At 71.3% G+C, this 22491-nt stretch carries 21 protein-coding genes and 2 tRNA genes; 10 read left to right on the top strand and 13 right to left on the bottom strand.

The annotated features are described in order from the left end of the window. Nucleotides 1-211: 211 nt before the first annotated feature. The 8 genes from def to ACIPTO_RS10915 all read right to left on the bottom strand — a co-directional run bounded on the left by def (nt 212) and on the right by ACIPTO_RS10915 (nt 7558). On the bottom strand, nt 212-862 hold the full coding sequence (gene def, locus ACIPTO_RS10950) for a peptide deformylase (RefSeq protein ID WP_366323444.1): 651 nt from the start codon (nt 860-862) through the stop codon (nt 212-214). 124 nt (nt 863-986) lie between these two features. Beyond that, nucleotides 987-1967, bottom strand: a complete 981-nt coding sequence (locus tag ACIPTO_RS10945; protein WP_266772394.1) for a hypothetical protein — start codon at nt 1965-1967, stop codon at nt 987-989. Nucleotides 1968-2108: 141 nt separating this feature from the next. Beyond that, nucleotides 2109-3374: an HD-GYP domain-containing protein gene (locus ACIPTO_RS10940; protein WP_401190782.1), complete on the bottom strand. Its 1266-nt coding sequence runs from the start codon at nt 3372-3374 to the stop codon at nt 2109-2111. A gap of 4 nt (nt 3375-3378) precedes the next feature. Next, nucleotides 3379-4686, bottom strand: coding sequence for an HD-GYP domain-containing protein (locus tag ACIPTO_RS10935; protein WP_366323448.1), 1308 nt, complete (start codon nt 4684-4686; stop codon nt 3379-3381). A gap of 145 nt (nt 4687-4831) precedes the next feature. Continuing rightward, complete coding sequence (rsrA, locus tag ACIPTO_RS10930) at nt 4832-5134, bottom strand: mycothiol system anti-sigma-R factor (RefSeq protein WP_266772391.1); 303 nt, start codon at nt 5132-5134, stop codon at nt 4832-4834. Next, nucleotides 5131-5823, bottom strand: a complete 693-nt coding sequence (gene sigR, locus ACIPTO_RS10925) for an RNA polymerase sigma factor SigR (protein ID WP_266772389.1) — start codon at nt 5821-5823, stop codon at nt 5131-5133. Before sigR ends, rsrA begins: the two co-directional genes overlap by 4 nt. Before the next feature lie 270 nt (nt 5824-6093). Beyond that, entirely contained in the window at nt 6094-6723 is a 630-nt protein-coding gene (locus ACIPTO_RS10920) for an alpha/beta family hydrolase (protein ID WP_401190779.1), read from the bottom strand. A 19-nt stretch (nt 6724-6742) separates the two neighbouring features. After that, nucleotides 6743-7558: an SOS response-associated peptidase gene (locus ACIPTO_RS10915; protein ID WP_366323453.1), complete on the bottom strand. Its 816-nt coding sequence runs from the start codon at nt 7556-7558 to the stop codon at nt 6743-6745. A gap of 106 nt (nt 7559-7664) precedes the next feature. On the opposite strand from ACIPTO_RS10915, the gene ACIPTO_RS10910 reads away from it, so the two are divergent. From ACIPTO_RS10910 to ACIPTO_RS10895, 4 genes are all read left to right on the top strand, one after another. Further along, entirely contained in the window at nt 7665-8387 is a 723-nt protein-coding gene (locus ACIPTO_RS10910; RefSeq protein WP_366323455.1) for a M50 family metallopeptidase, read from the top strand. A gap of 123 nt (nt 8388-8510) precedes the next feature. Further along, entirely contained in the window at nt 8511-9839 is a 1329-nt protein-coding gene (gene aroA, locus ACIPTO_RS10905) for a 3-phosphoshikimate 1-carboxyvinyltransferase (protein ID WP_366323457.1), read from the top strand. Between the two features lie 12 nt (nt 9840-9851). After that, entirely contained in the window at nt 9852-10862 is a 1011-nt protein-coding gene (gene rsgA / locus ACIPTO_RS10900; protein ID WP_366323459.1) for a ribosome small subunit-dependent GTPase A, read from the top strand. A gap of 87 nt (nt 10863-10949) precedes the next feature. Further along, complete coding sequence (locus ACIPTO_RS10895; protein ID WP_033282057.1) at nt 10950-11273, top strand: multidrug efflux SMR transporter; 324 nt, start codon at nt 10950-10952, stop codon at nt 11271-11273. A gap of 22 nt (nt 11274-11295) precedes the next feature. Here the strand turns inward: ACIPTO_RS10895 and ACIPTO_RS10890 are convergent, their stop codons facing one another. Next, the gene (locus ACIPTO_RS10890; protein ID WP_366323461.1) at nt 11296-11901 is read right to left on the bottom strand and encodes a TetR/AcrR family transcriptional regulator; all 606 of its coding nucleotides are present in this window, start codon (nt 11899-11901) and stop codon (nt 11296-11298) included. 283 nt (nt 11902-12184) lie between these two features. Here ACIPTO_RS10890 and hisN point away from each other — a divergent pair, with 283 nt between their 5' ends. The 6 genes from hisN to ACIPTO_RS10860 all read left to right on the top strand — a co-directional run bounded on the left by hisN (nt 12185) and on the right by ACIPTO_RS10860 (nt 17005). Then, on the top strand, nt 12185-12985 hold the full coding sequence (gene hisN / locus ACIPTO_RS10885) for a histidinol-phosphatase (protein WP_366323463.1): 801 nt from the start codon (nt 12185-12187) through the stop codon (nt 12983-12985). A gap of 171 nt (nt 12986-13156) precedes the next feature. Beyond that, nucleotides 13157-13549 (top strand): cyclic nucleotide-binding/CBS domain-containing protein, encoded by a 393-nt coding sequence (locus ACIPTO_RS10880; RefSeq protein WP_401190775.1) that lies wholly within the window; start codon nt 13157-13159, stop codon nt 13547-13549. A gap of 98 nt (nt 13550-13647) precedes the next feature. Then, nucleotides 13648-14064, top strand: a complete 417-nt coding sequence (locus ACIPTO_RS10875) for a Fur family transcriptional regulator (RefSeq protein WP_200689012.1) — start codon at nt 13648-13650, stop codon at nt 14062-14064. A gap of 171 nt (nt 14065-14235) precedes the next feature. Beyond that, a complete protein-coding gene (locus tag ACIPTO_RS10870) occupies nt 14236-15003 on the top strand; it encodes an ABC transporter ATP-binding protein (RefSeq protein WP_366323467.1) in 768 nt (255 codons plus the stop codon). Continuing rightward, the gene (locus ACIPTO_RS10865; RefSeq protein ID WP_401190771.1) at nt 15000-15863 is read left to right on the top strand and encodes an ABC transporter permease; all 864 of its coding nucleotides are present in this window, start codon (nt 15000-15002) and stop codon (nt 15861-15863) included. The genes ACIPTO_RS10870 and ACIPTO_RS10865 overlap by 4 nt, the downstream gene beginning before the upstream one ends. Next, a complete protein-coding gene (locus ACIPTO_RS10860) occupies nt 15860-17005 on the top strand; it encodes an ABC transporter substrate-binding protein (protein ID WP_401190769.1) in 1146 nt (381 codons plus the stop codon). Before ACIPTO_RS10865 ends, ACIPTO_RS10860 begins: the two co-directional genes overlap by 4 nt. A gap of 48 nt (nt 17006-17053) precedes the next feature. On the opposite strand, the gene ACIPTO_RS10855 is transcribed toward ACIPTO_RS10860, so the two are convergent. The 4 genes from ACIPTO_RS10855 to ACIPTO_RS10840 all read right to left on the bottom strand — a co-directional run bounded on the left by ACIPTO_RS10855 (nt 17054) and on the right by ACIPTO_RS10840 (nt 22340). Further along, a tRNA-Met gene (locus ACIPTO_RS10855) sits at nt 17054-17127 on the bottom strand. Between the two features lie 101 nt (nt 17128-17228). After that, entirely contained in the window at nt 17229-19043 is a 1815-nt protein-coding gene (locus ACIPTO_RS10850) for a tetratricopeptide repeat protein (protein WP_366323473.1), read from the bottom strand. A gap of 205 nt (nt 19044-19248) precedes the next feature. After that, nucleotides 19249-19322 (bottom strand) — tRNA-Met (locus ACIPTO_RS10845). A gap of 72 nt (nt 19323-19394) precedes the next feature. Next, the gene (locus tag ACIPTO_RS10840; RefSeq protein ID WP_401190875.1) at nt 19395-22340 is read right to left on the bottom strand and encodes a UPF0182 family protein; all 2946 of its coding nucleotides are present in this window, start codon (nt 22338-22340) and stop codon (nt 19395-19397) included. Nucleotides 22341-22491 lie beyond the last annotated feature (151 nt).

The raw sequence follows: 22491 nt of genomic DNA, 5'->3' as shown, positions 1-22491 counted from the left end.
AGCACCACAACTGACCGTTCTGGGAACGGATTTGCTCCCTTCACTACCCCCAAGTGCCGAGAATCCCCCCTTGCGTGACCGATTCTGGATCACTACGCGAGCACAAACGATCGGATGTGCGAGGAACATGCGAACGGCGCCTGGTCAGGGAGGTGCTCCTGAACAGACGCCGTGCGGAAGGGAGACGGGACGACCGGCGGGGTCGGCCGGGTCAGTCGTTGGCGACCACGGGGTAGCGGGGCTCGTTCTCGGCCATCTGCCGCAGCGCGTCCTTGCGGTCCCGCTTGGAGAGCCGGTCGATGTACAGGTAGCCGTAGAGGTGGTCGGTCTCGTGCTGCAAACACCGTGCGAAGTAGCCGGTGCCGCGGACCTTGACGGGGTTGCCCTTCTCGTCCTGGCCGGTCACCTCGGCGTAGTCGGGCCGTGCGAGCGGCGCGTACGCGGTCGGCACGGACAGGCAGCCCTCGTTGCTCTCGTCCAGGTGACGCCGGTCGGCGGGCAGGTCGACGAGCCTGGGATTGCAGACGACACCGACGTGCCGCCTGCCCTCGTCGTCCTGGCAGTCGTAGACGAAGACCTTCAGGTCGACGCCGATCTGGTTGGCGGCGAGGCCGACGCCCTCGGCGGTGCGCTGCGAGGCGAACATGTCCGCCACCAGCGTCTCCAGCTCCGCACCGAACTCGGTGACGTCCCGGCACTCCTTGTGCAGCACCGGGTTCCCGACGACCGTGATCGCCCGGGAGGTCCCCCGCTCCCGCCAGGCCGCCTCACGCTCCTCGGTCTCCTCGGTGTCGATGACGAACCCCTCGTCATCCACGGGGAGCACGCCCACGTGCTGCTGATCGGTGTCCTGCTGCGCCATGCCGACGAACGCCTTCCTAAAGCCCAGGGGGAGAAGTTGCTGATACAGGGTACGTGGAGGCGCCCCTCAGGGGCGCGGGGAACTGTGCGACGGGCCGCGACGGCGCGGCACCCGGCCACCGGCCTCAGCAGACCTCTTCCAGGTCCCGCCAGTCCCGGGAGTCGGGGCTGTCGGCGACCCACCCGTCCAGCAACCCCCGTACCAGCGAAGCCGGCGCGGCCAGCCCGCACTCCCGCTCCGGCACCCACAACTGCCCGTCCGTGCGATGCCCCAGCGGACCGGGATGCCCGGGCTCACTGTGGTCATGCGGATCGAGATGCTCGCCGTCGCCCTCGTCGGACGGCATCCGCGACTCGGAACACATCCGGCACAGCAGCCGCACGGAGGACGACCAGTCCTCGGCCGCGAACCCCGCGTCGGCCGCCAGCTGCTCCAGCGCGTCCCGGTCGGCCTCGGTCGCGGCTTCGAGGAGCACCACCCACGTGGGCACCGGGGACGGCGCCCACAGCTCGATCTCGTCGAACACGGGATACGAGTGCCCGGCGGCGGTGGTCCGCTCCCCGTGCGGCACCCCGTCGTGGAGCACGACCTCGCCCCACCGCCGTCCGGACGACGGCAGCGGAATGGACAGCACCTCGATGCGGGCGGGATCCAGCCGCCGCCCCCACACCACCTCGGCCTCCCCCTCGGGAGAGAGCCGTACGGCCGCGCTGCCGAGATCCATCCCGGCCGGCTCACCCGCACCGGTGACCCCGCCCGGCACCCGCAGCCCGTACGCCTGCCAGGCCCGCCGCGCCAGCGGCCAGTCCTGCAGCGCGGTGGCCGCGATGCCCACGTTCCACCAGTCAGGTGCCCCGGCCTCCCGGTCGAGCAGCGCGACGGCCCGCAGTCCGGCCGCCCGCGCCTGCTCCCAGTCGTGCCGGAACTTGTGGAGCAGGGCGAGGTTGAACCAGGACTCGGACAGCCAGGGTTCAAGATCGGCGGCACGTGTCAGCAGTGCGCCCGCGTCCTCGTACCGACCGTCGCCGATCAGTGTGAACGCGCGGTCTGTGGCCTGCCGCCAGGAGGCGGAGGGCCGGTGCCGTCCCTTGCCGAAGATCCTCACGATTCCCGCCTGCCAGTTCCGTTCAGTGGGCTGGCCATGCCCCCGGACACCCTCTTCTTCGCATCCAACCACGTACGGCTGGAAGGGCGCTCATTACCCATGGGTTACCCAGCCGAGGGCAAGGTCAGACCGTCCCACGCGTCACCCACCGCCGCCCTGCCCGAGGCGCTTCGCGCCGCCGCCCTGACCGCACAGCACCCGGGCCAGTGCCTCCACGACCTCGGGAGCGTAGTCCCCCGCGGTCCCGAGGCGCAGCTCCTCCAGCGCCTGAAGCGGCCCGCCGGGGCCGCCTGCCCGGGTTTTCTCCTCGTACGCGTTCACGGCCCGGACGATCCGCGCGGACAGCGGCTGCTCCCGGCACGGGTCGGCCTGCCGCTCCACGACGGCCGCCACCTGAGGACTCACCCCGGTCTGCCGTACGACGGCCCCGCCGAGCAGGGCTATCCGCCGCTGCTCCGCCGCGGGGAGCACGGCGGTGGCGCCGGCCGGTACCGGGTCGACGAGGCTGAGCTGGCCGATGTCGTGCATCAGGGCGGCGTACTCCAGGACGGTGAGGTCGGGTTCGGACAGCCCCAGGTCCCGGCCGACCGCCTGGCACAGCGCGGCGACCCGGCGGGCGTGCCCGGCAGGTGTGTATCCGGCTATCTCGGTGGACCGGGCCAGGGAGGCGATGGTCTGGCGGTAGGTGTCCCGTACGGCCGCGTACCGCCGGAAGGACAGCTGGGTCAGCAGCAGCGGCAGCGAGAACACGGGCAGCGCCCACAGCCCCACGACGGCCACCGCGAGCGCCATCACCGCGCCGGTCGCGCACACCGCGGACCCGATGCCGGGCATCCCGCGCAGCTCGTCCCGCAGCAGCGGCCCGAACGGCCACCCGGTCCGCGAGTGCGCGAGGGCGGCGGCGAGCACGGCGTCGCAGAGCGCGGTCAGGCAGAGCAGCGCGAGCAGGAGCAGGGCGTAGGCGGGGCCGCCCCAGTGCCTGAACACGCCCTGGTTGTACAGGGGTTGGAAGCAGACGGCCGCGAAGCCCACGGTCAGGACGCGGCGCGCCATGTGGTCGGGGGTGCGGCTGTGGCCGCGGGCGATGTGCGGGACGCAGCCGACGAGTGTGGCGGCGACGACCACCGCGACGACCTGGAAGAGGCCGTGGTGGGTGGCGCGGCCCGCTTCGGCGCCGAGCAGGGCGTAGGAGAGGGCGCCGGCGGCGCCGAGCGGGGCGGTCTCCCTGAGGCCCGTCGTGCCGTCCCAGCGGCTCAGTTCGCCCGCGGCCACGAGGATGCCGAAGGCGAGGGCGACCCCGGGTTCGCCGAGGCCGGTGCGCAGGGTGAGGGCCAGGGAGACGAGGGCGAGGAGGACGGCGGAGGTGTGGATGAAGGTGAGCGTGAGGGGCGGGCGTGTCGAGGGCACTTCGTCAACCTCTCAGCCCACTGGAGACGGACGGGCCGGGTGGGAGAGCGACGGGCGACCGGACCTCGTCGGCCGTCACCGCGGGATGCCACCCGCACCGCCCCAGCGCCCGCACCAGCGCCCGCACCATCGACGGGTCGAACTGCGTACCGGCACAGCGCGAGAGTTCCTCCAGCGCGGCCGGGACCGGCCGGGCGCGACGGTAGGACCGGGTGGACGTCATCGCGTCGAAGGCGTCGGCGACCGCGACGACCCGCGCGGACTCCGGGATCTGACTCCCCAGCAGCCCGTAGGGATACCCGCTCCCGTCCAGGCGTTCGTGGTGGTGCAGGACGGCCGCCCGGGCCTCGCCGAGGAAACCGATCCCCCGCACCATCTCGTGGCCGTACTCCGGGTGCAGTTCGATCACCCGCCGCTCCTCGGGAGTCAGCGGCCCGTCCTTGCGCAGCAACCGCGTGGGGACGCCGAGCTTGCCGACGTCGTGCAGGATGCCGGCGAAGCGGAGGACCTCGACGCGTGCGTCGTCCATGCCCAGTTCGCGGGCGATCATCATCGACGCCTGCCCGACCCGCTCACTGTGCCCGCGGGTGTACCCGTCCTTGATGTCGACGGCCTGGACGAGGGCGCGGATGGTGGCCTGATGGGCGGCGCGTTCCCGGTGGTACTGGGCGAACACCCACCAGGAGACCCCCATCGGCAGCAGCACGAGCAGCGCGGCGACGGGACCGTAGGGGCTGCGCCACAGGACGGCCATCATCAGCCCGGCGAGTCCGTGCACGCCGATGGGCGCCAGGGACCGCAGGAACAGACCGCGCCAGGCCCGCCGGACCGGTATCCGCTCGGCCAGCGCGAGGATGCCGCCGTCGAGCACGGTCAGGACCAGGCAGAAGGCGAGGACGGCGGCCAGGGCGGGCACCAGGGCGTACGGGAAGTCGGAGGCGACGACGGCGTTGCGCCCGCCCAGCGCCCAGTGCACCCGGGCCGCCGCCCACACGCCGAGCGCGAGCTGCGCGGCCCGCCATGCGCGCCGCAGCAGCCGCGAGCCCTGGTCGACGCGGGAGCACAGCGCCCCCGGCAGCGGCACGAGCGCGGCGGCGGGCGGCGGGAGGAGGAAGGCGGCGGCGAGCAGCACCGGGTAGAAGGTGCCGGCGAAGCGGCGCCGGGCGACCTGCTCGCAGCCGGCGTAGAGCGCGGCCAGCAGTGCGACCGCCCACCAGGGGGTGTGGACGGTCGGCAGCGGGTGCAGGCACCACAGGGCGGCGAGAACGGCACAGAGGACGTACGCACGTGCCCGTGCCGGTGTCGCCTCCATGGCTGACGCCCTTCCCCCGACCATGCCTGTCCAGGCCGAGGAGCCTAGGGCGGTCGGGGGCGGGCTGTGGGCGTATCACCCGGCGATTAGCACGTTCGGGTGACGGTCGCCCGTTTCGGGCAGGCTCAGGACGTCGTGACCGGGGTCAGGACTCCTGGGGGGCGGCCGTGAGGTCGTGCTCGGGCACGGCCTGCCCGGAACGGATCAGGTCGAGCCGTCCCAGGACCTTGGCGCGCAGGTCGGTCGGCACGTCGTCCTGCCCGCAGCACCGCTTGACCAGCTTCTTCACGGCTTCTTCGAGGCCGTACTTCTCCAGGCACGGCGAGCACTCCGTGAAGTGCTGCTTGAACTTGGCGCGGTCGACGTCCGGCATCTCGCTGTCGAGAAACTCGTAGAGATGGTCGAGGACCTCACTGCAGTCCGTTTCGTGCTCGTCACCGCAGCTCATGAGCCCGAACCTTTCGCTTCGTCCGAGTCTCCGGCACCGGCCGGGACCAGTCCGCGGTCACGCGCGTAGTCCTCGAGCATGCCGCGCAGTTGACGACGGCCCCGGTGCAGCCGGGACATCACCGTGCCGATGGGTGTCCCCATGATGTCCGCGATCTCCTTGTACGCAAAGCCCTCGACGTCCGCGAGATAGACGGCGATGCGGAATTCCTCGGGGATCGCCTGGAGCGCTTCCTTCACGTCCGAGTCGGGCAGGTGGTCGAGCGCCTGCGACTCCGCGGAGCGCAGACCGGTCGACATGTGCGACTCGGCACGGGCGAGCTGCCAGTCCTCGATCTCCTCGGCCGCGGAGCGCTGGGGTTCGCGCTGCTTCTTGCGGTACGAGTTGATGAACGTGTTCGTGAGGATCCGGTACAGCCACGCCTTGAGGTTGGTGCCCTCGCGGAACTGGTGGAAGGACGCGTACGCCTTCGCGTACGTCTCCTGCACCAGGTCCTCGGCGTCGGCCGGGTTCCGCGTCATGCGCAGCGCGGCCGAATACATCTGGTCGAGGAATTCGAGCGCGTCCCGCTCGAAGCGCGCGCTGCGCTCCGAGGTCGATTCCGGTGTGACCTCGCTCGTGCCCTGGCCCTCGGGCTGCTCCGCCTGGCCGTGTTCGGTCCCTGCGTCGGTACCGGGAACCGGACCCACCTCCTCAAGATTCCGGGTGGCACCGAAGCCGATGCCACCAGAATCGGAGGATAGACGACGATCCGGTCCGCCCGCCGCCCCAATCGGGGTGGCCTTGGCCGCACGCAGCACAGTCCAGTCCAGGTCAGTGCGGCTGTTGCGACTCGGGCAGAAGGTCGAACCCATGCGGCGGACTTCCTCTCTTCGACGAATCCACGACGTCGGCGCTGGCTTTTCCGTCAGCACGTCTGTCCGCCACAACAGCGGTAAGGGGCTCGGCATTCCCACCCTTTACCCCTGTGTTCGAGTCCACTCCACCACGCGCCCCGTGATGATCTCCAGGGCCGCGTCCTGCCCGATCTCCGCCCGCTTCGGCACGGCGAACCCGTGATCGCCGCAGGGCACCTCGGCCAGCTCGAAATCGCCCTCGGGGAATTCCCCGGGTTTCCCGAACGGGTCGTTCCCGCCCTGCACGACGAGGGTGGGCACCCCGGCCCCGAGCAGTTCGCCGGCCCGGGACTTCTCCGGCTTCCCGGGCGGGTGCAGCGGGAAGCTCAGGGCGAGCACGGCGGCGGCGCCCAGCTCGGTGGCGGTACGGCAGGCCACCCGCGCTCCGGCGCTCCGGCCCCCGGAGACGACCGGCAGGCCGGGCTTCGCGACCGCGGGCCAGATCCCCCGCCATCCCACGTCGAGCGTCTTCGGCGCGGTCGCCACCTTCTTCCCGGCGACCCGCCAGGGCTGCTCGACGAGCGCCACGGTCACACCGTGCCCGGGGAGGACGGCGGCGAGGGCCTGGAGGTCCCGGGCCTCGATGCCGCCCCCGGCGCCATGGCTGACGGCGAGGACGAGCCGCGCCTCGCGGGCCGGGTGCCAGGTGATGCGGGCGGTGCCCGCGTCGGTCTCAACGGTCTCTGTCGTCACGCCTGTCGCATCCGTCACATCAGAAGAGTGTGCCTTCCTCAGGGCCTTCCAGTTCCTTCAGCAGCTCCGGCCCGTTGTTGCGCACATTGCTGACGGCCGTGGAGACCGGGTAGGCGCGCATCAGCCCGGCGGGCGGCGGGGCGAGCAGCTCGCGCAGCTCGTCCGGGTCGGTGCGGGCCGGGTCGAGCCAGGAGTCCCAGCGGTCCGGGGTGAGCATCAGCGGCATCCGGGGGTGGATCTCGGCCAGCGTGCGCGGCCCCTCGGCCGGGGGCACCGCCAGCGGGGTCGTCTCCGCCTCGGTGGTGATCACCGAGCAGGTCACCCACCAGGCGAGCGGATGGTCGTCGGGCAGGGTCCGGTCCCGCCAGAACTCGTACAGCCCGGCCATCGCGAACACCGACCCGTCGGCGGGCAGCACGAAGTACGGCTGCTTGCGCTGCCGCTTCTTCTTCCCCTCGACCTCCAGCTCCCGCTCGTCCCTGGCGGTGACCCACTCGTAGTAGCCGTCGGCGGGGATGATGCAGCGCCGGGTGGAGAAGGCGCGACGGTACGACGGCTTCTCGTGCACGGTCTCGGCCCGCGCGTTGATCATCCGCGCCCCGCCCTCGGGCGTCTTCGACCAGCTCGGCACGAGCCCCCACTTGAGCCTGCGCAGCTGGCGAACCGGCTTCGGGCTGTCCGCGTCCTTAAGTGGACGGTCGAGGACTGCATAGACCTCCTTGGTCGGGGCCACGTTGTAGTCGGGGGCCAGAACCTCCTCGGGCTCCCACTTCTCGATCTCAAAGACTCCTGCGAGATCCTCGGGCCCACGACTCGCTGCATACCGTCCGCACATACGTGCCAGACTGCCAGGCCCGCCCGCCACCCGACCACCACCCCTAGACGACGGCGCAATGCGCCAGCCCCCTCCTAGTCCAGACCTACGGGAGCCTCCGCCACCAATGGACAGCACCGCAATCGCCTCGATACCCACCCTCTGGGACGAGGTCTTCGGCAGCCAGCCCGACCCGGATCTGTGGGTGGTCGTCGCCACCATGGCCGCCGCGCTGGCCGTGGTCGTGCCGCACCGGCTGTGGCGCCTCTCCCGCAACGCCATCACCATCGCCCACGAGGGCGGCCACGGTCTGGTGGCCCTCCTCACCGGCCGCACCCTCACTGGTATCCGCCTCCACTCGGACACCAGCGGCCTCACCGTCAGCCGGGGCAAGCCGCACGGCCTGGGCATGATCCTCACGGCGGCGGCCGGCTACACGGCTCCCCCGCTCCTGGGCCTGGGCGGCGCCGCCCTCCTGGGCGCGGGCCACATCACCCTCCTCCTGTGGCTCTCGACCGTCCTCCTGATGGCCATGCTGGTGATGATCCGCAACGCCTACGGCGCCCTCACGGTCATCCTCAGCGGCGCGGCCTTCCTCCTCGTCTCCTGGCTGACGGGCCCCCAGGTCCAGGCGGCCTTCGCGTACGCGGTGGTGTGGTTCCTGCTGCTGGGCGGGGTCCGGCCGGCCTTCGAGCTCCAGGCGAAGCGGTCGAGGGGCGGGGCGGGCGACTCGGACGCGGACCAGCTGGCCCGCCTGACCCACGTACCGGCCGGCCTGTGGTTCTTCCTGTTCCACCTCGTCTCCCTGTGCTCGCTGATCGGCGGCGGCAGGTGGCTGCTGGAGCTGTGACGCGGCCCGAAGGGGCAGGCGTCCACGGGCGCGGGGCCGTGCCGGTCCCCGGCTCCGCCGCGCGGGCGCGACCAGCCACGACGGCGCGGCACCCGGAGGACGGCCTCCTTATACAGTGACCTCATGGCCCCGAACAACGACCGAACCGCCCTCTGGCCCGCCCCCCACGCCCGCGGAGCCGTCGACGCGACGGTCCACGTCCCGGGGTCCAAGTCCGTCACCAACCGCGCCCTCGTCCTCGCGGCCCTGGCCAGCGAACCGGGCTGGCTGCGCCGCCCCCTCCGCTCCCGGGACACCCTCCTCATGGCCGGCGCGCTGCGCGCCATGGGCGTGGGCATCGAGGAGGGCGTGGGCCCGGAGAAGGGCTCCGGCGAGTTCTGGCGGGTCATCCCCTCGGGCCTGCACGGCCCGGCCACGGTGGACGTGGGCAACGCGGGCACGGTGATGCGCTTCCTGCCTCCCGTCGCCGCCCTGGCCGACGGCCCCATCCGCTTCGACGGCGACCCGAGGTCGTACGAGCGCCCGCTGCACGGCGTGATCGACGCCCTGCGCGTCCTCGGCGCCCGCATCGACGACGACGGCCGGGGCGCCCTGCCCCTGACCGTGCACGGCGGCGGCGCGCTGGACGGCGGGCCCGTCGAGATCGACGCCTCCTCCTCGTCCCAGTTCGTGAGCGCCCTGCTGCTCTCCGGCCCGCGCTTCAACATGGGTGTCGAGGTCCGCCACACCGGCTCCTCGCTCCCCTCGATGCCGCACATCCGGATGACGGTCGACATGCTGCGCGCGGTGGGCGCCCAGGTGGACACCCCGGAGTCGGGCGGCGAGCCGAATGTCTGGCGGGTGACCCCGGGCGCGCTGCTCGGCCGGGACCTGACCATCGAGCCGGATCTGTCGAACGCGCAGCCGTTCCTCGCTGCGGCGCTGGTCGCCGGCGGCAAGGTCGTCGTACCGGACTGGCCCGCCCGGACCACCCAGCCCGGTGACCGGCTGCGGGAGATCTTCACCGAGATGGGTGGTTCCTGCGAACTCACCGAGTACGGACTGGAGTTCACCGGTTCGGGTGTCATCCACGGCATCGACGTGGACCTCGGCGAGGTCGGCGAACTGACCCCCGGCATCGCGGCCGTCGCCGCCCTCGCGGACTCCCCCTCGACCCTGCGGGGCGTCTCGCACCTCCGGCTGCACGAGACCGACCGGCTCGCCGCGCTCACCAAGGAGATCAACGAACTGGGCGGCGATGTGACCGAGACCGCCGACGGTCTGCACATCCGCCCGCGCCGCCTGCACGGCGGGGTCTTCCACACCTACGAGGACCATCGCATGGCCACCGCGGGCGCGATCATCGGCCTCGCGGTCGAGGGCGTGCAGATCGAGAACGTGGCGACGACCGCGAAGACCCTCCCGGACTTCCCCGACCTGTGGACCGGGATGCTCGGGAGCGACGGGGCGTAGGGGACACACGCCATGCGTCGCTACGGCAAGAACACCGACGAGGACGACATCCGCCAGCGCCCGAACCGCAAGGGCAACCGGCCGCGCACCAACATCCGCCCCAAGCACGAGGAAGCGGTCGAGGGCATGGTCGTCACCGTCGACCGGGGCCGGCTGACGTGCCTGGTCGAGGACCGGGTCGTGATCGCGGTCAAGGCCCGCGAACTGGGCCGCAAGGCGGCGGTGGTCGGTGACCGCGTCGGCATCATCGGCGACCTCTCGGGCGACAAGGACACCCTCGCCCGCATCATCCGCATCGAGCCGCGCACCTCGGTGCTGCGCCGCACGGCCGACGACGACGACCCGTACGAGCGCGTGGTCGTCGCCAACGCCGACCAGCTGGCCATCGTCACGGCCCTCGCGGACCCCGAACCCCGCCCCCGCCTGATCGACCGCTGCCTGGTCGCGGCCTACGACGGCGGCCTCGACCCGCTGCTCGTGCTGACCAAGTCGGACCTCGCCCCGCCGGACGAACTCCTGGAGATGTACGGCGCGTTGGGCGTCCCGTACGTCGTCACGAGCCGCGAGGAGCTGGAGAACGGCACCGCCGTGGAGCGGGTCCGCAAGCAGCTCGACGGCAAGATCACCGCGTTCGTCGGGCACTCCGGCGTCGGCAAGACGACCCTCGTGAACGCGCTGGTCTCGCAGGAGCGGCGGCGCAGCACCGGCATCGTCAACGCCGTCACCGGGCGCGGCCGGCACACCACCACCTCGGCGCGGATGATCCCGCTGCCGGACGACGCCGGCTGGGTCGTCGACACCCCGGGCGTCCGGTCCTTCGGGCTGCACCACGTGGACCCGTCCCGGGTCATCAAGGCCTTCCCCGACCTGGAGCCCGGCACGGTCGACTGCCCGCGCGCGTGCAGCCACGACGAGCCGGACTGCGCCCTGGACCAGTGGGTGGCCGACGGCCACGCGGACCCGCAGCGGCTCTATTCGCTGCGCCGGCTGCTGGCCACCCGGGAGCGGACCGAGGGCGACTGATCACCGACTGACCACCGCGTGTTTGTGGGGACTCAAGTTCGGTAAGTGCATAATCGCACCGAGCCGGACAAACGGGAGGACAGCACAATGGCGTGGCTGCTGGTTGTCGTGGCCGGAATTCTGGAGACCGGATTCGCCGTGTGCCTGAAGCTGTCCCACGGCTTCACGCGCCTGTGGCCGACGGTCGCCTTCTGCTCCTTCGCGCTGGGCAGCTTCGGCCTGCTCACCCTCTCCCTGAAGAAGCTCGACGTGGGCCCCGCCTACGCCGTGTGGACCGGCATCGGCGCGGCGGGCACCGCGATCTACGGCATGGTCTTCCTCGGCGACCTGGTGTCGACCCTGAAGATCGTGTCGATCAGCTTCGTGATCATCGGGGTCATCGGACTCCAACTGTCCGGTTCCGCACACTGAATCCGGTCGGCCGGGCCGGGATTCACAGGGCCGGGCCCAGCGCGCTGCGGACGAGTTCGCCGACCCCGCCCTCTCCCGGCGGTGCCGCCACACAGGACAGCGCGAGCCGGGCGACGAGTTCGCAGGAGCGGGCGAGGTCGGCGGTGTCCGGCTTGGCGGCGCCGGGTCCGGTCAGCGCGGCGACGGCCCGGTCGCGGACGACGGCCACAAAGTCGCCGGGCGAGGGCAGCGGCCCGTCGGCCCGGCGCTGGGCGGGTACGGCAGAGGAGGACGGCACCGCGGACAGGGTCGGCGAGGGCAGCCGTTCGCTCCAGCAGCCGGTGAGCATCGCCCGGACCAGCGCGTTCTCCCGGGCCGCCGACGCGGTCCACTCGGCGGTCGCGGTCAGCCGCTCGCGGGCGTCGCCGTGGCTGCCGAGCGCCCGCTCGACGCCGACGAGATAGCCGTCGGCCTCCCTTCTGACCAGCGCCCGCGCGAGCCCTTCCTTGCTGCCGAACTCGTTGTACAGCGTCTGCCGGGACACTCCGGCGGCGGCGGCCACGTCCACCATCCGTACGGTGGACCACGACCGGCGGGCCAGCGCCGCGTAGGCGGCGTCCAGCAGGGATTCCCGCGCTGCAGGCATCATTCGCCTCCCGGGGGCGAGCGGCTCTGCGCCCAGATTTGACGCGTGGGGGAGCAGTGTCAAGGGTTCGCGGCGGTGCCGGGGGGCGCACTTCGGCCATCGCGCGCGCGGGAGTTGACGGGGCTGCGTCACCACGACGATCACCCGGCGCCCTCCGGGAGATCTCCCGCGGATCTCCAGGAGATCTCCCGCGGATTTCCCGGCCGTCCCCCGGAGGTCTCCCACCTCCCGTTTCGCCCGTCGGACCCGGTAGCCCCGGCCCGACCCCTGAAGATACGGTGCACGCATGGCCGACTATCACGATGACCTGCGCCTCGCCCACGTCCTCGCGGACGCCGCCGACGCGGCGACGACCGCGCGCTTCAAGGCGCTCGATCTGAAGGTCGAGACCAAGCCGGACATGACTCCGGTCACCGAGGCGGACAAGGCGGCCGAGGAACTGATCCGCGGCCATCTGCAGCGCGCCCGCCCGCGCGACGCGGTCCTCGGCGAGGAGTACGGCATCGAGGGCACCGGCCCGCGCCGCTGGGTGATCGACCCGATCGACGGCACGAAGAACTACGTACGGGGCGTCCCGGTCTGGGCCACGCTGATCTCCCTGATGGAGGCCGCGGAGGGCGGTTTCCAGCCGGTCGTCGGCCTGGTCTCCGCGCCCGCGCTCGGCCGCCGCTGGTGGGCCGCGAAGGGCCACGGCGCCTTCACCGGCCGCAGCCTCTCCTCCGCGTCCCGGCTGCGGGTCTCCCAGGTCTCGAAACTGGCGGACGCGTCCTTCGCGTACTCCTCGCTCAGCGGCTGGGAGGACCAGGGCCGCCTGGGCGGCTTCCTGGACCTGACCCGCGAGGTGTGGCGCACGCGCGCGTACGGCGACTTCTGGCCCTACATGATGGTCGCCGAGGGCTCGGTGGACATCTGCGCCGAACCCGAGCTGAACCTCTGGGACATGGCGGCCACCGCGATCATCGTCACCGAGGCGGGCGGCACCTTCACGGGCCTCGACGGCCGCCCGGGCCCGCACAGCGGCAACGCGGCGGCGTCGAACGGCATCCTGCACGACGAGTTCCTGGGGTATCTCAACCAGCGCTACTGAGCACCGCGTGACGCCCGCACACGCCCCCAACCGGCCGCTCGCGCCCTCTTGTTGACCCGTGCTTTACCTGCGACTCTGAGAGCTCCCCCACTTGTGAACTTGTGAATCCGATAACAGGCGGACCCCAGGTCCGTGAACCACCCGGATTCCACTAGGAGGTGGCCTCATCCCATGCTGGTCCGCGACGCCATGAGCACGGTGGTCCTCACCATCGGCCCCGCCCACACCCTCCGCCAGGCAGCCGCCCTGATGGCCTCGCGCCATGTCGGCGCGGCCGTGGTCCTCGATCCGGACGCCGGCGGCATCGGCATCCTCACCGAGCGCGACATCCTCAACTCCCTCGGCCGGGGCCAGAACCCGGACACCGAGCCCGCCCACGCCCACACCACCACCGACGTCGTCTTCGCCACCCCGGCCTGGACCCTGGAGGACGCGGCGAGCGCGATGGCCCACGGCGGCTTCCGCCACCTCATCGTCCTCGACCGCAGCGAGCCCGCCGGCATCGTCTCGGTCCGCGACATCATCCACTGCTGGGCACCCGCCCGCCAGCGGATTCCCGCCTGAGACCGGACCGCATCGCGGTTGGACGGAGTCCAAGTCCGGCAGCCCTCCAAAGTCACACCCATTCGGGAACTGGTCACTCAGCTGTTAGGCTGGCCGACATGAGTGACCTACTGGAGCGGCTGCGCGGACGCGGATGGCGGATGACCGCACAGCGCCGCGTCGTGGCCGAAGTACTCGACGGCGACCACGTCCACCTGACGGCCGACGAGGTCCACTCCCGCGCCGTGGCCAAGCTGCCCGAGATCTCCCGGGCGACGGTCTACAACACGCTGGGCGAGCTGGTCTCCCTCGGCGAGGTCCTCGAAGTCGCCACGGACAAGCGCGCCAAGCGCTACGACCCGAACGCGCACAGCCCGCACCACCACCTGGTCTGCGCCAACTGCGGCCAGATCCGCGACGTCCACCCGGGCGGCAACCCCCTCGCCGACCTCCCCGACTCGGAGCGCTTCGGCTTCACGGTCTCGGACGTCGAGGTGACCTACCGCGGCCTGTGCCCCAACTGCGCGAGCGCGTAAGCCCCTCACAGCTCCTCACCCGGCCCCGGCACCGCACACAGCGGCCGCCGGGGCTTTGTGCTGCGTACGGCCTTCCTGAATCTGACGGACCGTCATATCGTCGTCCGGCACGCCGACTCGTACCGATCTCCGGCCCCCGCCCCTGAACCCCGACCTCCGCGAGGAGCAACCGTGGGAGACCCGCACCCAAAACTCCACGCCACCCGGCTCACCCGCGTCTTCGGCCGCGCCCCGCACCGGGTCGACGCCCTCGGCCCCCTCGAACTCACCGTCGCGCCGGGCGAGTTCGTCTGCCTGGTCGGCCCGTCCGGCTGCGGCAAGTCCACCCTCCTGCGCATCGCCGCGGGCCTGCTGCGCCCCACCACCGGCACCCTGGAGATCCGCACCTCCAGCCCCCGCCCGGCCGCCATGATCTTCCAGGACTACGGCATCTACGACTGGAAGACGGTCCGCGCGAACGTCCGCTTCGGCCTGGACGTCCAGCGCGTCCCGCGCCGCGAGGCCGACGCCCGGACCACCGAGTGGCTGACCCGGATGGGCCTCGCCGACTTCGCGGCGGCCTACCCGGCGACCCTCTCCGGCGGCATGCGCCAGCGGGTGGCCATCGCCCGCGCACTCGCCGTGGAACCCGAACTCCTGCTGATGGACGAGCCGTTCGCGGCCCTGGACGCGCAGCTCCGCACCATCCTCCAGGACGAACTGCTCGCGCTCACCCAGTCGTTGCGCACCACCACCCTCTTCATCACGCACAGCCTGGAGGAGGCGCTCGTCCTCGGTGACCGGGTACTGGTGATGTCCGCCCGCCCGGGCCGGATCATCGCCGAACACCGCCCGCCGTTCCCGCGTCCGCGCACCGGGGACATCCGTGACACCCCCGAATTCACCGCCCTGAAGAGCGAGTTGTGGGAACTGCTGCGCAAGGAGGCGGTCCCGGCATGACCACCGTCGCCCCAGGCCGCCAGGAGTCGGTGCTGGTCCGCCGTCCCGGCCCGCACGAACTCCACCCGGTACGCACCCACCGCCGCCGGCGCGCCCTGGAACTCATCCTCGCCGTGGCGGTCCCGCTGGCCCTGGTCCTCTGGTGGCAACTGGCCGCCACCCAGGGCTGGATGGACCCCCGCATCTATCCGGCCCCCTCCACGATCCTCTCCGACGGCTGGTCCCGCGCCACCGCCGGCGACCTGTGGCCGGACGTGTGGGCCACCACCCGACGCGTCCTGGGCGGCTACGCGATCGGCACGGCGGCGGGCTACGCCCTGGGCCTCCTGATGGGCTCCCTGCCCCTCGTACGGGCCGCGCTGGAACCGCTGCTGGACGCCCTGTACGTGGTGCCGAAGCTGGCCCTGCTGCCGGTCTTCCTGAACATGTTCGGCCTCGGCGAGGGACCCCAGGTGGCGCTGGTCGCGGCCACGGTGTTCTTCTTCGTCTGGATCTCGACGATGTCGGCGGTCGTGGCCGTTCCCTCCGGCCACCGCGACGCGGGCCGGGTCTTCGGCGCCACGCCCTGGCAGATGTTCCGCCACGTCCTCCTGCCCGCCTCCCTCCCCGCGGTCCTGGTCGGCGCGCGCATCGCGGCGGGCGTGGCGGTCCTGGTGATCGTCGCCTCGGAGCAGATCGCGGCGACGAACGGCCTCGGCCACCTGATCTTCGACTCCCGCGCGCTGTTCCAGAACGACGTGATGTTCGTCGGCATCGTCTGCGTGGCGGTCCTCGGGGTCGTCTTCTCCGAACTGGTGCGTGTGGCAGGCCGGTTGCTCACCCCCTGGGCACCGCGGGACCGAGGACGGGGACAGTCATGAGAAGACGCGCGTACGGTACGGCAGTCGTCGTGGCGGCCCTGCTGGCGTCGGCGGCCTGCTCCTCCGAGTACGGCGGCGACAACGGAGGTTCGGACACGGCCGCCGCGGGCGGCCGCACGGTCGCCCCGGTGGACGGCTGCGGCACGTCCTCCTGGACGGACCCGGCGGACCTCTCCCCCACCCGCGTACCGGCCCGCTGCGAACCCCTCGCCCCCTCCGCCGAGCCCCTCCCCACAACCAGGAAAGTGACGATCGCGACGGGCACACTGAGCGCCGAGTACGTCGCCCCGCTCGAAGTAGCCCTGGACAAGGGCGAGTTCAAGAAGGAGGGCCTGGACGTCACCCTCAAGGTCCTGCCGACCCCCGACGCGCTGCCACTGCTGGCCAAGGGCGACATCGACGCCATGTGGGCGGCCCCGGAGGCGGCCGTGATGAACGGTGTCCAGGGCGGCTTCGACATCAAGTGGGTCGCCGGGAACTTCTCCCCCGACCCCAGGTCGAAGAGCGGCCTGTGGGTCAGGCTGAAGCAGGGCGAGACGGCGGCGGACGTCCGGATGGCGGGCCGCAGGATGGGCACGATGATCGGCAAGGGCTCGGTGATCGCGTACCCCATGCAGAAGGCCCTCGCGACCCACGGCGGCGGCCTCGACAAGATCCGGTTCCAGCAGCTCGGCTCCGCCGACGTCCTCACCGCCCTCCAGAACGGCGGCGTCGACTCCGCCTGGCTCCTCGACCCGATCTGGCGCAAGGTCGACGACAACCCCCGCTACGCCTTCCTCGGCGGCCAGCCCCTCGGCGAACCCCTGGGCGGCATGCTCTACGGCCGCAGCCTCCTCCACGACGACGTGGACGCGGGCGTGGCCCTGCTGCGGGCGTACATCCGCACGGTGAACACGTACTTCGCGGGCGACTACAAGAGGGACGGGGCCTTCGTCACCTACCTGGCCAAGCTCCTGAAGACGGACGCGACGGTCCTCAGGTCGACCCCGTCGCTCACCATGGACTGGGAGATCCGCGCGGGCACGGCGACCCGGCTCCAGTCGGCCTACAGGGCGGCCGGCGTCTCGAAGGGCTCCCCGCTCCCGGAGTCCCGGACGGTGGACCGCTCCCTGTACGAGGAGGCGGTGGGCCACCAGCCGTAGAAACACCGAGGGCCGGAACCCTTTCGGATTCCGGCCCTCGGCCTTCAGTAGCGGGGACAGGATTTGAACCTGCGACCTCTGGGTTATGAGCCCAGCGAGCTACCGAGCTGCTCCACCCCGCGTCGGTGAATGCAACGTTACGTCAGACCGGCAGACAGAAGCAAATCACTTATCGCCCCAGGTCAGCTGCCATCAGTCCGTTGCCGTCAGTCCGTCCGGCGCACTACGCGGTCAGCTCCTGCCGCAGCGCGTCCCGAAGCCGCGTCGCCCGCTCGGACACCTCACCCGGCCCCAGCGTCACCGCCCGGTCCGCCCACCGCTGTCCCTCGGCCAGCTCCCCCCGCCGCGCGTACACCAGGGCCAACCGCAGAGCCGCCCGCCCATGCCCCGCGTCGGCCGCCCGAGCCCACCACACGGCGGCCTCCGGCTCACTCCCCTCCCGGGCCAGCAGCAGCCCGAGATTGAACGCCCCGTTCCGGGACCCGGCCTCCGCCGCCGACCGGTACCACCGGGCCGCCTCCACGACATCGCCCCGCGCGGCGGCCAGCATCCCCACCCGCACCTGCGCCCGCCGATGCCCCTGGGACGCGGCCCGCTCGTACCACTCCTCGCACTCGGTCTTCTCGTGCAGCTGCTCGCCCAGCTCGTGCGCGGGCGCGGGCGGCCGTCGGGCGTCGAGCACCGAGGCCAGCCGGTACGCGGCCTCCGCGCTCCCCCCGCCGGCCGCGCACCGCAGATGCCGCTCGGCCTCCCGCTCGTCGCCGTCCCGCAGCCGCGCGATCCCGACCTGCAGCGCCGCCTCCGTGTGCCCGGCGGCGGCGGCCCGCTCGTACCAGGGCAGCGCGACGCCCTCCTCGCCGCGCCCGGCGAAGAGGATCCCGAGGTTGAACGCGGCGTCCACGCTCCCGGCCTCGGCGGCCTTGGAGAACCACGGCTCGGCCCCGAGGGCGTCGCCGCCCTGGAGGAGCAGCACGGCCAGCGCGTTGGACGCCTCCCGGTGCCCGGCGTAGGCAGCCCTGCGGTACCACTGCTCGGCCTGCGCGGTCCGCGCCTGCTCGGCGCACAGGAGTCCGAGGTTGTACGCGCCGTTCACGTCCCCGGCGTCCATCGCGGCCCGGTACCAGCGCTCGGCGGTCTGCGTCTCGCCGCGCTCGGCGTGCAGCGCGCCCAGCGCGTTCGCCGCGTTGCCGTCGCCGTCCTGCGCGGCCCGCAGCCACCACACGGCGGCGCTCTCGGTGTCACCGGCGTCGCGCAGCAGGAACCCGAGCGCGCAGGCGGCCCGCGCCTCCCCGTCCTTGGCGGACGTCAGATACCAGCGTCCGGCCTCCTTCAGCTCGCCCCGCCGCTCCAGGATCGCCCCGAGCTGCAGCGCGGCGCGCCGGTGCCCGCGTGCGGCGGCCTGGCGGTACCACTGCTCGGCCTCGCCGCCGGCGGGGGGCGCGTCGACACCGTTGTCGGTCCCGTGCTCGTCCTCGTGCTGGGTCTGCCGGTCGAGCGCGCGGGCCAGCCGGTACGCGGCCTCGCGGTGCCCGCGCTCGGCGGCGGACCGCATCCACTGCCCGGCCGCGCCGTCCCCGCGGTGCTCCAGCAGATCGGCGAGCGCGTACGCGCCCAGCGCGTGGCCCTGTTCGGCGGACTGGCGCAGCCAGTACTCGGCGGCGGGCTCGTCACCGCGCTCGCGGTGGTAGCGCCCGAGCGCGTGCGCGGCGGCGGCGGAACCGGCCACGGCGGCGATCCGCCACCAGCCGGCGGCGTCCTCGGTGTAGCCGCGCTGATGGAGGAGGACGCCCAGGTTGTTGGCCGCGGCCCGGTCGCCCTCGGCGGTGGCGGCACGCAGCAGGGGCTCGGCCGCGTCGAGATCACCGCGGCGCAGCAGCATCGCCCCGAGGACACTCATCGCCTCGACGTCGCCGGCCTGTGCGGCGAGCCGTGTGCGTGCCTCGTCGACAGCCTCCCCGTCACCGGTCTCGTCCCGGCCGGAAGGCTGTGCAAAACGCCCTGTATCCAACAGAGTTGCCTTGTCCCCCATATTGTCCATCGTCGCACCACCCGCACCCTCGGTACACCTGGTATACCGCAGCCCGTGAGGTCTCTACAGCGTTTTGTCGACATGCCCACAGAGAGACAAGCCAAACACGATTTCACCAAGTCCCCCCGGCGGCACGGCCGTCGCGGTCGTCGGCACACGCGTTCGCACAGCGCGAAGGCCCGGATCCTTAAAGGATCCGGGCCTTCGTCTGCAGTAGCGGGGACAGGATTTGAACCTGCGACCTCTGGGTTATGAGCCCAGCGAGCTACCGAGCTGCTCCACCCCGCGCCGTTGTGCTGCAACCGTACCACGGCGCGGAGTGGACCTCTGACCTAGTGATCAACTGCCGTCCGAGCTGCGCTAACCGCTCGCGCTGCTGGGACTTCCACTGGGACTGGGGGTGGCACTCGGACTGCTCTTGTCACTGTTCTTGCCACCGCTTCCGGTCTTGCTCTTGTCCGCCGCCGCCTGCGCGTCCTCGGCCCGTTTCAGCGCGGACTGGAGATCCTTCTGCGCCTGGCCGTACGCCTCCCAGTCGCCCTTCTTCAACGCCTGTTGCCCGGCGTCGAAGGCCTTCTGGGCGTCGCTCAGCGCCGCCTGGACCGTGGGGTCGCTGGAGGTCGGTGGACTGGTGCTCTCGTCCGGTGGCGGGGTCGTACTCGTCTCCGCCCCGAAGACCTTGTTCAGTCCCTCGTCGAGGGTGTCCTCGAACGCGGTCTTGTTCCCGTAGGCCACCAACACCTTGCGCAGGAGCGGGTACTTGAGTCCACCACCGCGTACGTAGACAGGCTCCACGTAGAGCAGTCCCCCGTCGAGCGGCACCGTCAGCAGGTTGCCGTACTCGATGTCGGAGTCGCCGCCCTTGAGCAGCTTGATGGATTCGGCGATGTCCTGCTGGGAGTTGAAGGCGCTCTGCACCTGTTTGGGTCCGCCGACGGTCGTACTGGTCGGCAGCTTCAGGATTCTGATCTTGCCGTAGTCCGGCGTGCCGGCCTCGGAGTCGACGGCCATGAAGGCGCTGAGGTTGTCCCTGCCGTTCGGTGTGAACGTCGTCGTCAGCGAGAAGGCCTGCGCGGACTGGTCCGGCATCTTCATGCTCAGGTAGTACGGCGGCACCGCGCTCCCCGACTTGTTGGTCGGGTCGTCCGGCACCTGCCACACCTCGCTGCCGCTGAGGAACGTCTGCGCGTCCGTCACGTGGTAGCGGGTGAGCAGCTCGCGCTGCACCTTGAACAGGTCCTGCGGGTACCGGAGATGGGCCATCAGCGCGGACGAGATGTCGGCCTTGGGCTTGACCGTGCCCGGGAAGGCCTTCATCCACGTCTTCAGGACCGGGTCCTTGGTGTCCCACTGGTAGAGCTTGACCTGACCGGTGTACGCGTCGACGGTCGCCTTCACCGAGTTGCGGATGTAGTTGACCTGGTTCTGCTGGGCCACCACCGCGCGGTTGTTGTTCGTCGCCGTCAGCGAGTCGGCCGTGGTGTCCCCGAGGGTCGTCCGCGAGGCGTACGGGTAGCCGTTGCTCGTCGTGTACGCGTCGACGATCCACTGGATCCGGCCGTCCACGACCGCCGGATAGGCGTCACCGTCGATGGTCAGCCAGGGCGCCACCGCCTCGACGCGCTCCTTGGGCGTGCGGTTGTACAGGATCCGCGAACCCTCGCCGATCGCACCGGAGTAGAGGATCTGCGGTTCGTTGAACGCCACCGCGTACGCGGCCCGGTTGATCGGGTTGGAGAGGTTGACCCCGCTCTTGCCCTGGTAGCTGGTGGTCTTCTCGCCGCTGTCGTCGGAGTAGTCGATCTCCTTCTGGGGACCGCCGACGATCGAGTACGTGGTGGTCTTCTCGCCGTAGTAGATCTGCTGCTCGTACTTCCCGAGGTCACCCCGGGACGGCAGATCGGACTCGGTGAAGACCGGGCGGCCCTCGGAGTCGACCTCGGTGCCCTTGGCGGCGACCACGCCGTAGCCGTGCGTGTAGCGGAAGTGGTCGTTGATCCAGTTGTTCTTCGGGATGCCGTTGAGGTTCAGCTCACGCAGACCGATGACCGTGTCCTGGTCCTTGCCGTCCTCGCTGTAGCGGTCGACGTCCAGGTTGGTCGGGAACGCGTAGTAGTTCCTGATCTGCTGGAGCTGCTGGAACGTGGGCGACACGACGTTCGGGTCCACGATCCGGATGCTCGCCGTGGAGTCCACGTCGGCGCGCAGCTTGGCCTTGTCCTTGGTGGTGCTCGTCCCCGAGTACTCCGTGACCTTGGTGTCGTCGATGCCGTAGGCCTCGCGCGTCGCCTTGAGGTTCTTCTGGACGTACGGGGCTTCCTTGGCCTGTTCGTTCGGCTGGACCGTGAACTTCTGGACGATCGCCGGGTACAGGCCGCCGATGAGGATCGCGGAGAGCACCATCAGGCCGAAGCCGATGACGGGCAGCTGCCAGGTGCGCCGCCACAGGGTGGCGAAGAACAGCAGCGCGCAGATGACGGCGATGCAGAACAGGATCGTCTTGGCCGGCAGATACGCGTTCGCGTCGACGTACCGCAGGCCCGTCCAGTCGCCCGTCGCCTTGAAGTCGCTGGACTTCACGGCGAGTCCGTACCGGTCGAGCCAGTAGGCGACCGCCTTGAGCGCGACGAAGATGCCGAGCAGCACCGACAGATGGCCGGTGGCCGCGGCCGTGGCACGCGCGCCCGGGCTGGTGATGCGCAGGCCGCCGTACAGGTAGTGCGTCAGCGCGGCGGCGAGCAGCGAGAGGATCGCGGCGGCGAAGCCGAAGCCGAGCAGGAAGCGGTACCAGGGCAGGTCGAAGGCGTAGAAGGACACGTCGAGATGGAACTGCGGGTCCTTCTGGTGGAAGGGCACGCCGTTGACCCACATCAGCCAGACCCGCCACTGGCTGGACGCGGAGGCACCCGCGATCAGCCCGACGAGGGCCGTGACGGCCAGCAGCAGCCACTTCTTGTAGGGCGCGATGCCCATGCGGTAGCGGTCGAGGCTCTGCTGCTCCATCGACATGGCGCTGAGCGGCGGGCGCAGGCGGTGCGCCAGCCAGATGTTCACCCCCACCGCGGCCGCCATCAGCAGCCCGAAGACGAAGAAGAGCCCGATCTTCGTCGTCAGGGTGGTCGTGAACACGGACGAGTACTGCACCGACCGGTACCAGAGCCAGTCCGTCCAGAAGCCCGCGAACATCGTGAACGCCATGCCGAGGACGGCAAGGACGCCCAGTGTCATGAGCAAAGTCCGGACACGCCGGGACGGGCGGCCCACTCTCATCCGCGGCCCTGTCGGGCCTCCGCCGCGGTCCGGCATCTGGAAAGCCAAGGTGCGCACCTCGAAGTTCGCTGTTGGTAGCTGTCGTTGCGTCAGGTCCCCGGTGTCGGGGACCCTCCGTAGCCCCGCGTGATCGCGGGCCCACACCTATGCAACTTACTCACCGTTTACTCGGTTCCCGATTCCGGCC

The sequence above is a fragment of the Streptomyces sp. NPDC090083 genome, assembly GCF_044747445.1.
Taxonomy (GTDB): Bacteria; Actinomycetota; Actinomycetes; order Streptomycetales; family Streptomycetaceae; genus Streptomyces.
This window is presented reverse-complemented; position numbering and strand designations above follow the sequence as displayed.

What these genes read in the sequence shown, in the direction of transcription:
- ACIPTO_RS10910 (WP_366323455.1), top strand. Translation starts at nt 7,665, where the DNA reads ATGGACAGCACCGCAATCGCCTCGATACCCACCCTCTGGGACGAGGTC.
- ACIPTO_RS10860 (WP_401190769.1), top strand. Translation starts at nt 15,860, where the DNA reads ATGAGAAGACGCGCGTACGGTACGGCAGTCGTCGTGGCGGCCCTGCTG.
- ACIPTO_RS10840 (WP_401190875.1), bottom strand. Translation starts at nt 22,340, where the DNA reads ATGCCGGACCGCGGCGGAGGCCCGACAGGGCCGCGGATGAGAGTGGGC.
- ACIPTO_RS10935 (WP_366323448.1), bottom strand. Translation starts at nt 4,686, where the DNA reads ATGGAGGCGACACCGGCACGGGCACGTGCGTACGTCCTCTGTGCCGTT.
- ACIPTO_RS10890 (WP_366323461.1), bottom strand. Translation starts at nt 11,901, where the DNA reads ATGATGCCTGCAGCGCGGGAATCCCTGCTGGACGCCGCCTACGCGGCG.
- ACIPTO_RS10880 (WP_401190775.1), top strand. Translation starts at nt 13,157, where the DNA reads ATGCTGGTCCGCGACGCCATGAGCACGGTGGTCCTCACCATCGGCCCC.
- ACIPTO_RS10875 (WP_200689012.1), top strand. Translation starts at nt 13,648, where the DNA reads ATGAGTGACCTACTGGAGCGGCTGCGCGGACGCGGATGGCGGATGACC.
- ACIPTO_RS10915 (WP_366323453.1), bottom strand. Translation starts at nt 7,558, where the DNA reads ATGTGCGGACGGTATGCAGCGAGTCGTGGGCCCGAGGATCTCGCAGGA.
- hisN (WP_366323463.1), top strand. Translation starts at nt 12,185, where the DNA reads ATGGCCGACTATCACGATGACCTGCGCCTCGCCCACGTCCTCGCGGAC.
- ACIPTO_RS10850 (WP_366323473.1), bottom strand. Translation starts at nt 19,043, where the DNA reads ATGGACAATATGGGGGACAAGGCAACTCTGTTGGATACAGGGCGTTTT.
- ACIPTO_RS10865 (WP_401190771.1), top strand. Translation starts at nt 15,000, where the DNA reads ATGACCACCGTCGCCCCAGGCCGCCAGGAGTCGGTGCTGGTCCGCCGT.
- aroA (WP_366323457.1), top strand. Translation starts at nt 8,511, where the DNA reads ATGGCCCCGAACAACGACCGAACCGCCCTCTGGCCCGCCCCCCACGCC.
- rsgA (WP_366323459.1), top strand. Translation starts at nt 9,852, where the DNA reads ATGCGTCGCTACGGCAAGAACACCGACGAGGACGACATCCGCCAGCGC.
- rsrA (WP_266772391.1), bottom strand. Translation starts at nt 5,134, where the DNA reads ATGAGCTGCGGTGACGAGCACGAAACGGACTGCAGTGAGGTCCTCGAC.
- def (WP_366323444.1), bottom strand. Translation starts at nt 862, where the DNA reads ATGGCGCAGCAGGACACCGATCAGCAGCACGTGGGCGTGCTCCCCGTG.
- ACIPTO_RS10895 (WP_033282057.1), top strand. Translation starts at nt 10,950, where the DNA reads ATGGCGTGGCTGCTGGTTGTCGTGGCCGGAATTCTGGAGACCGGATTC.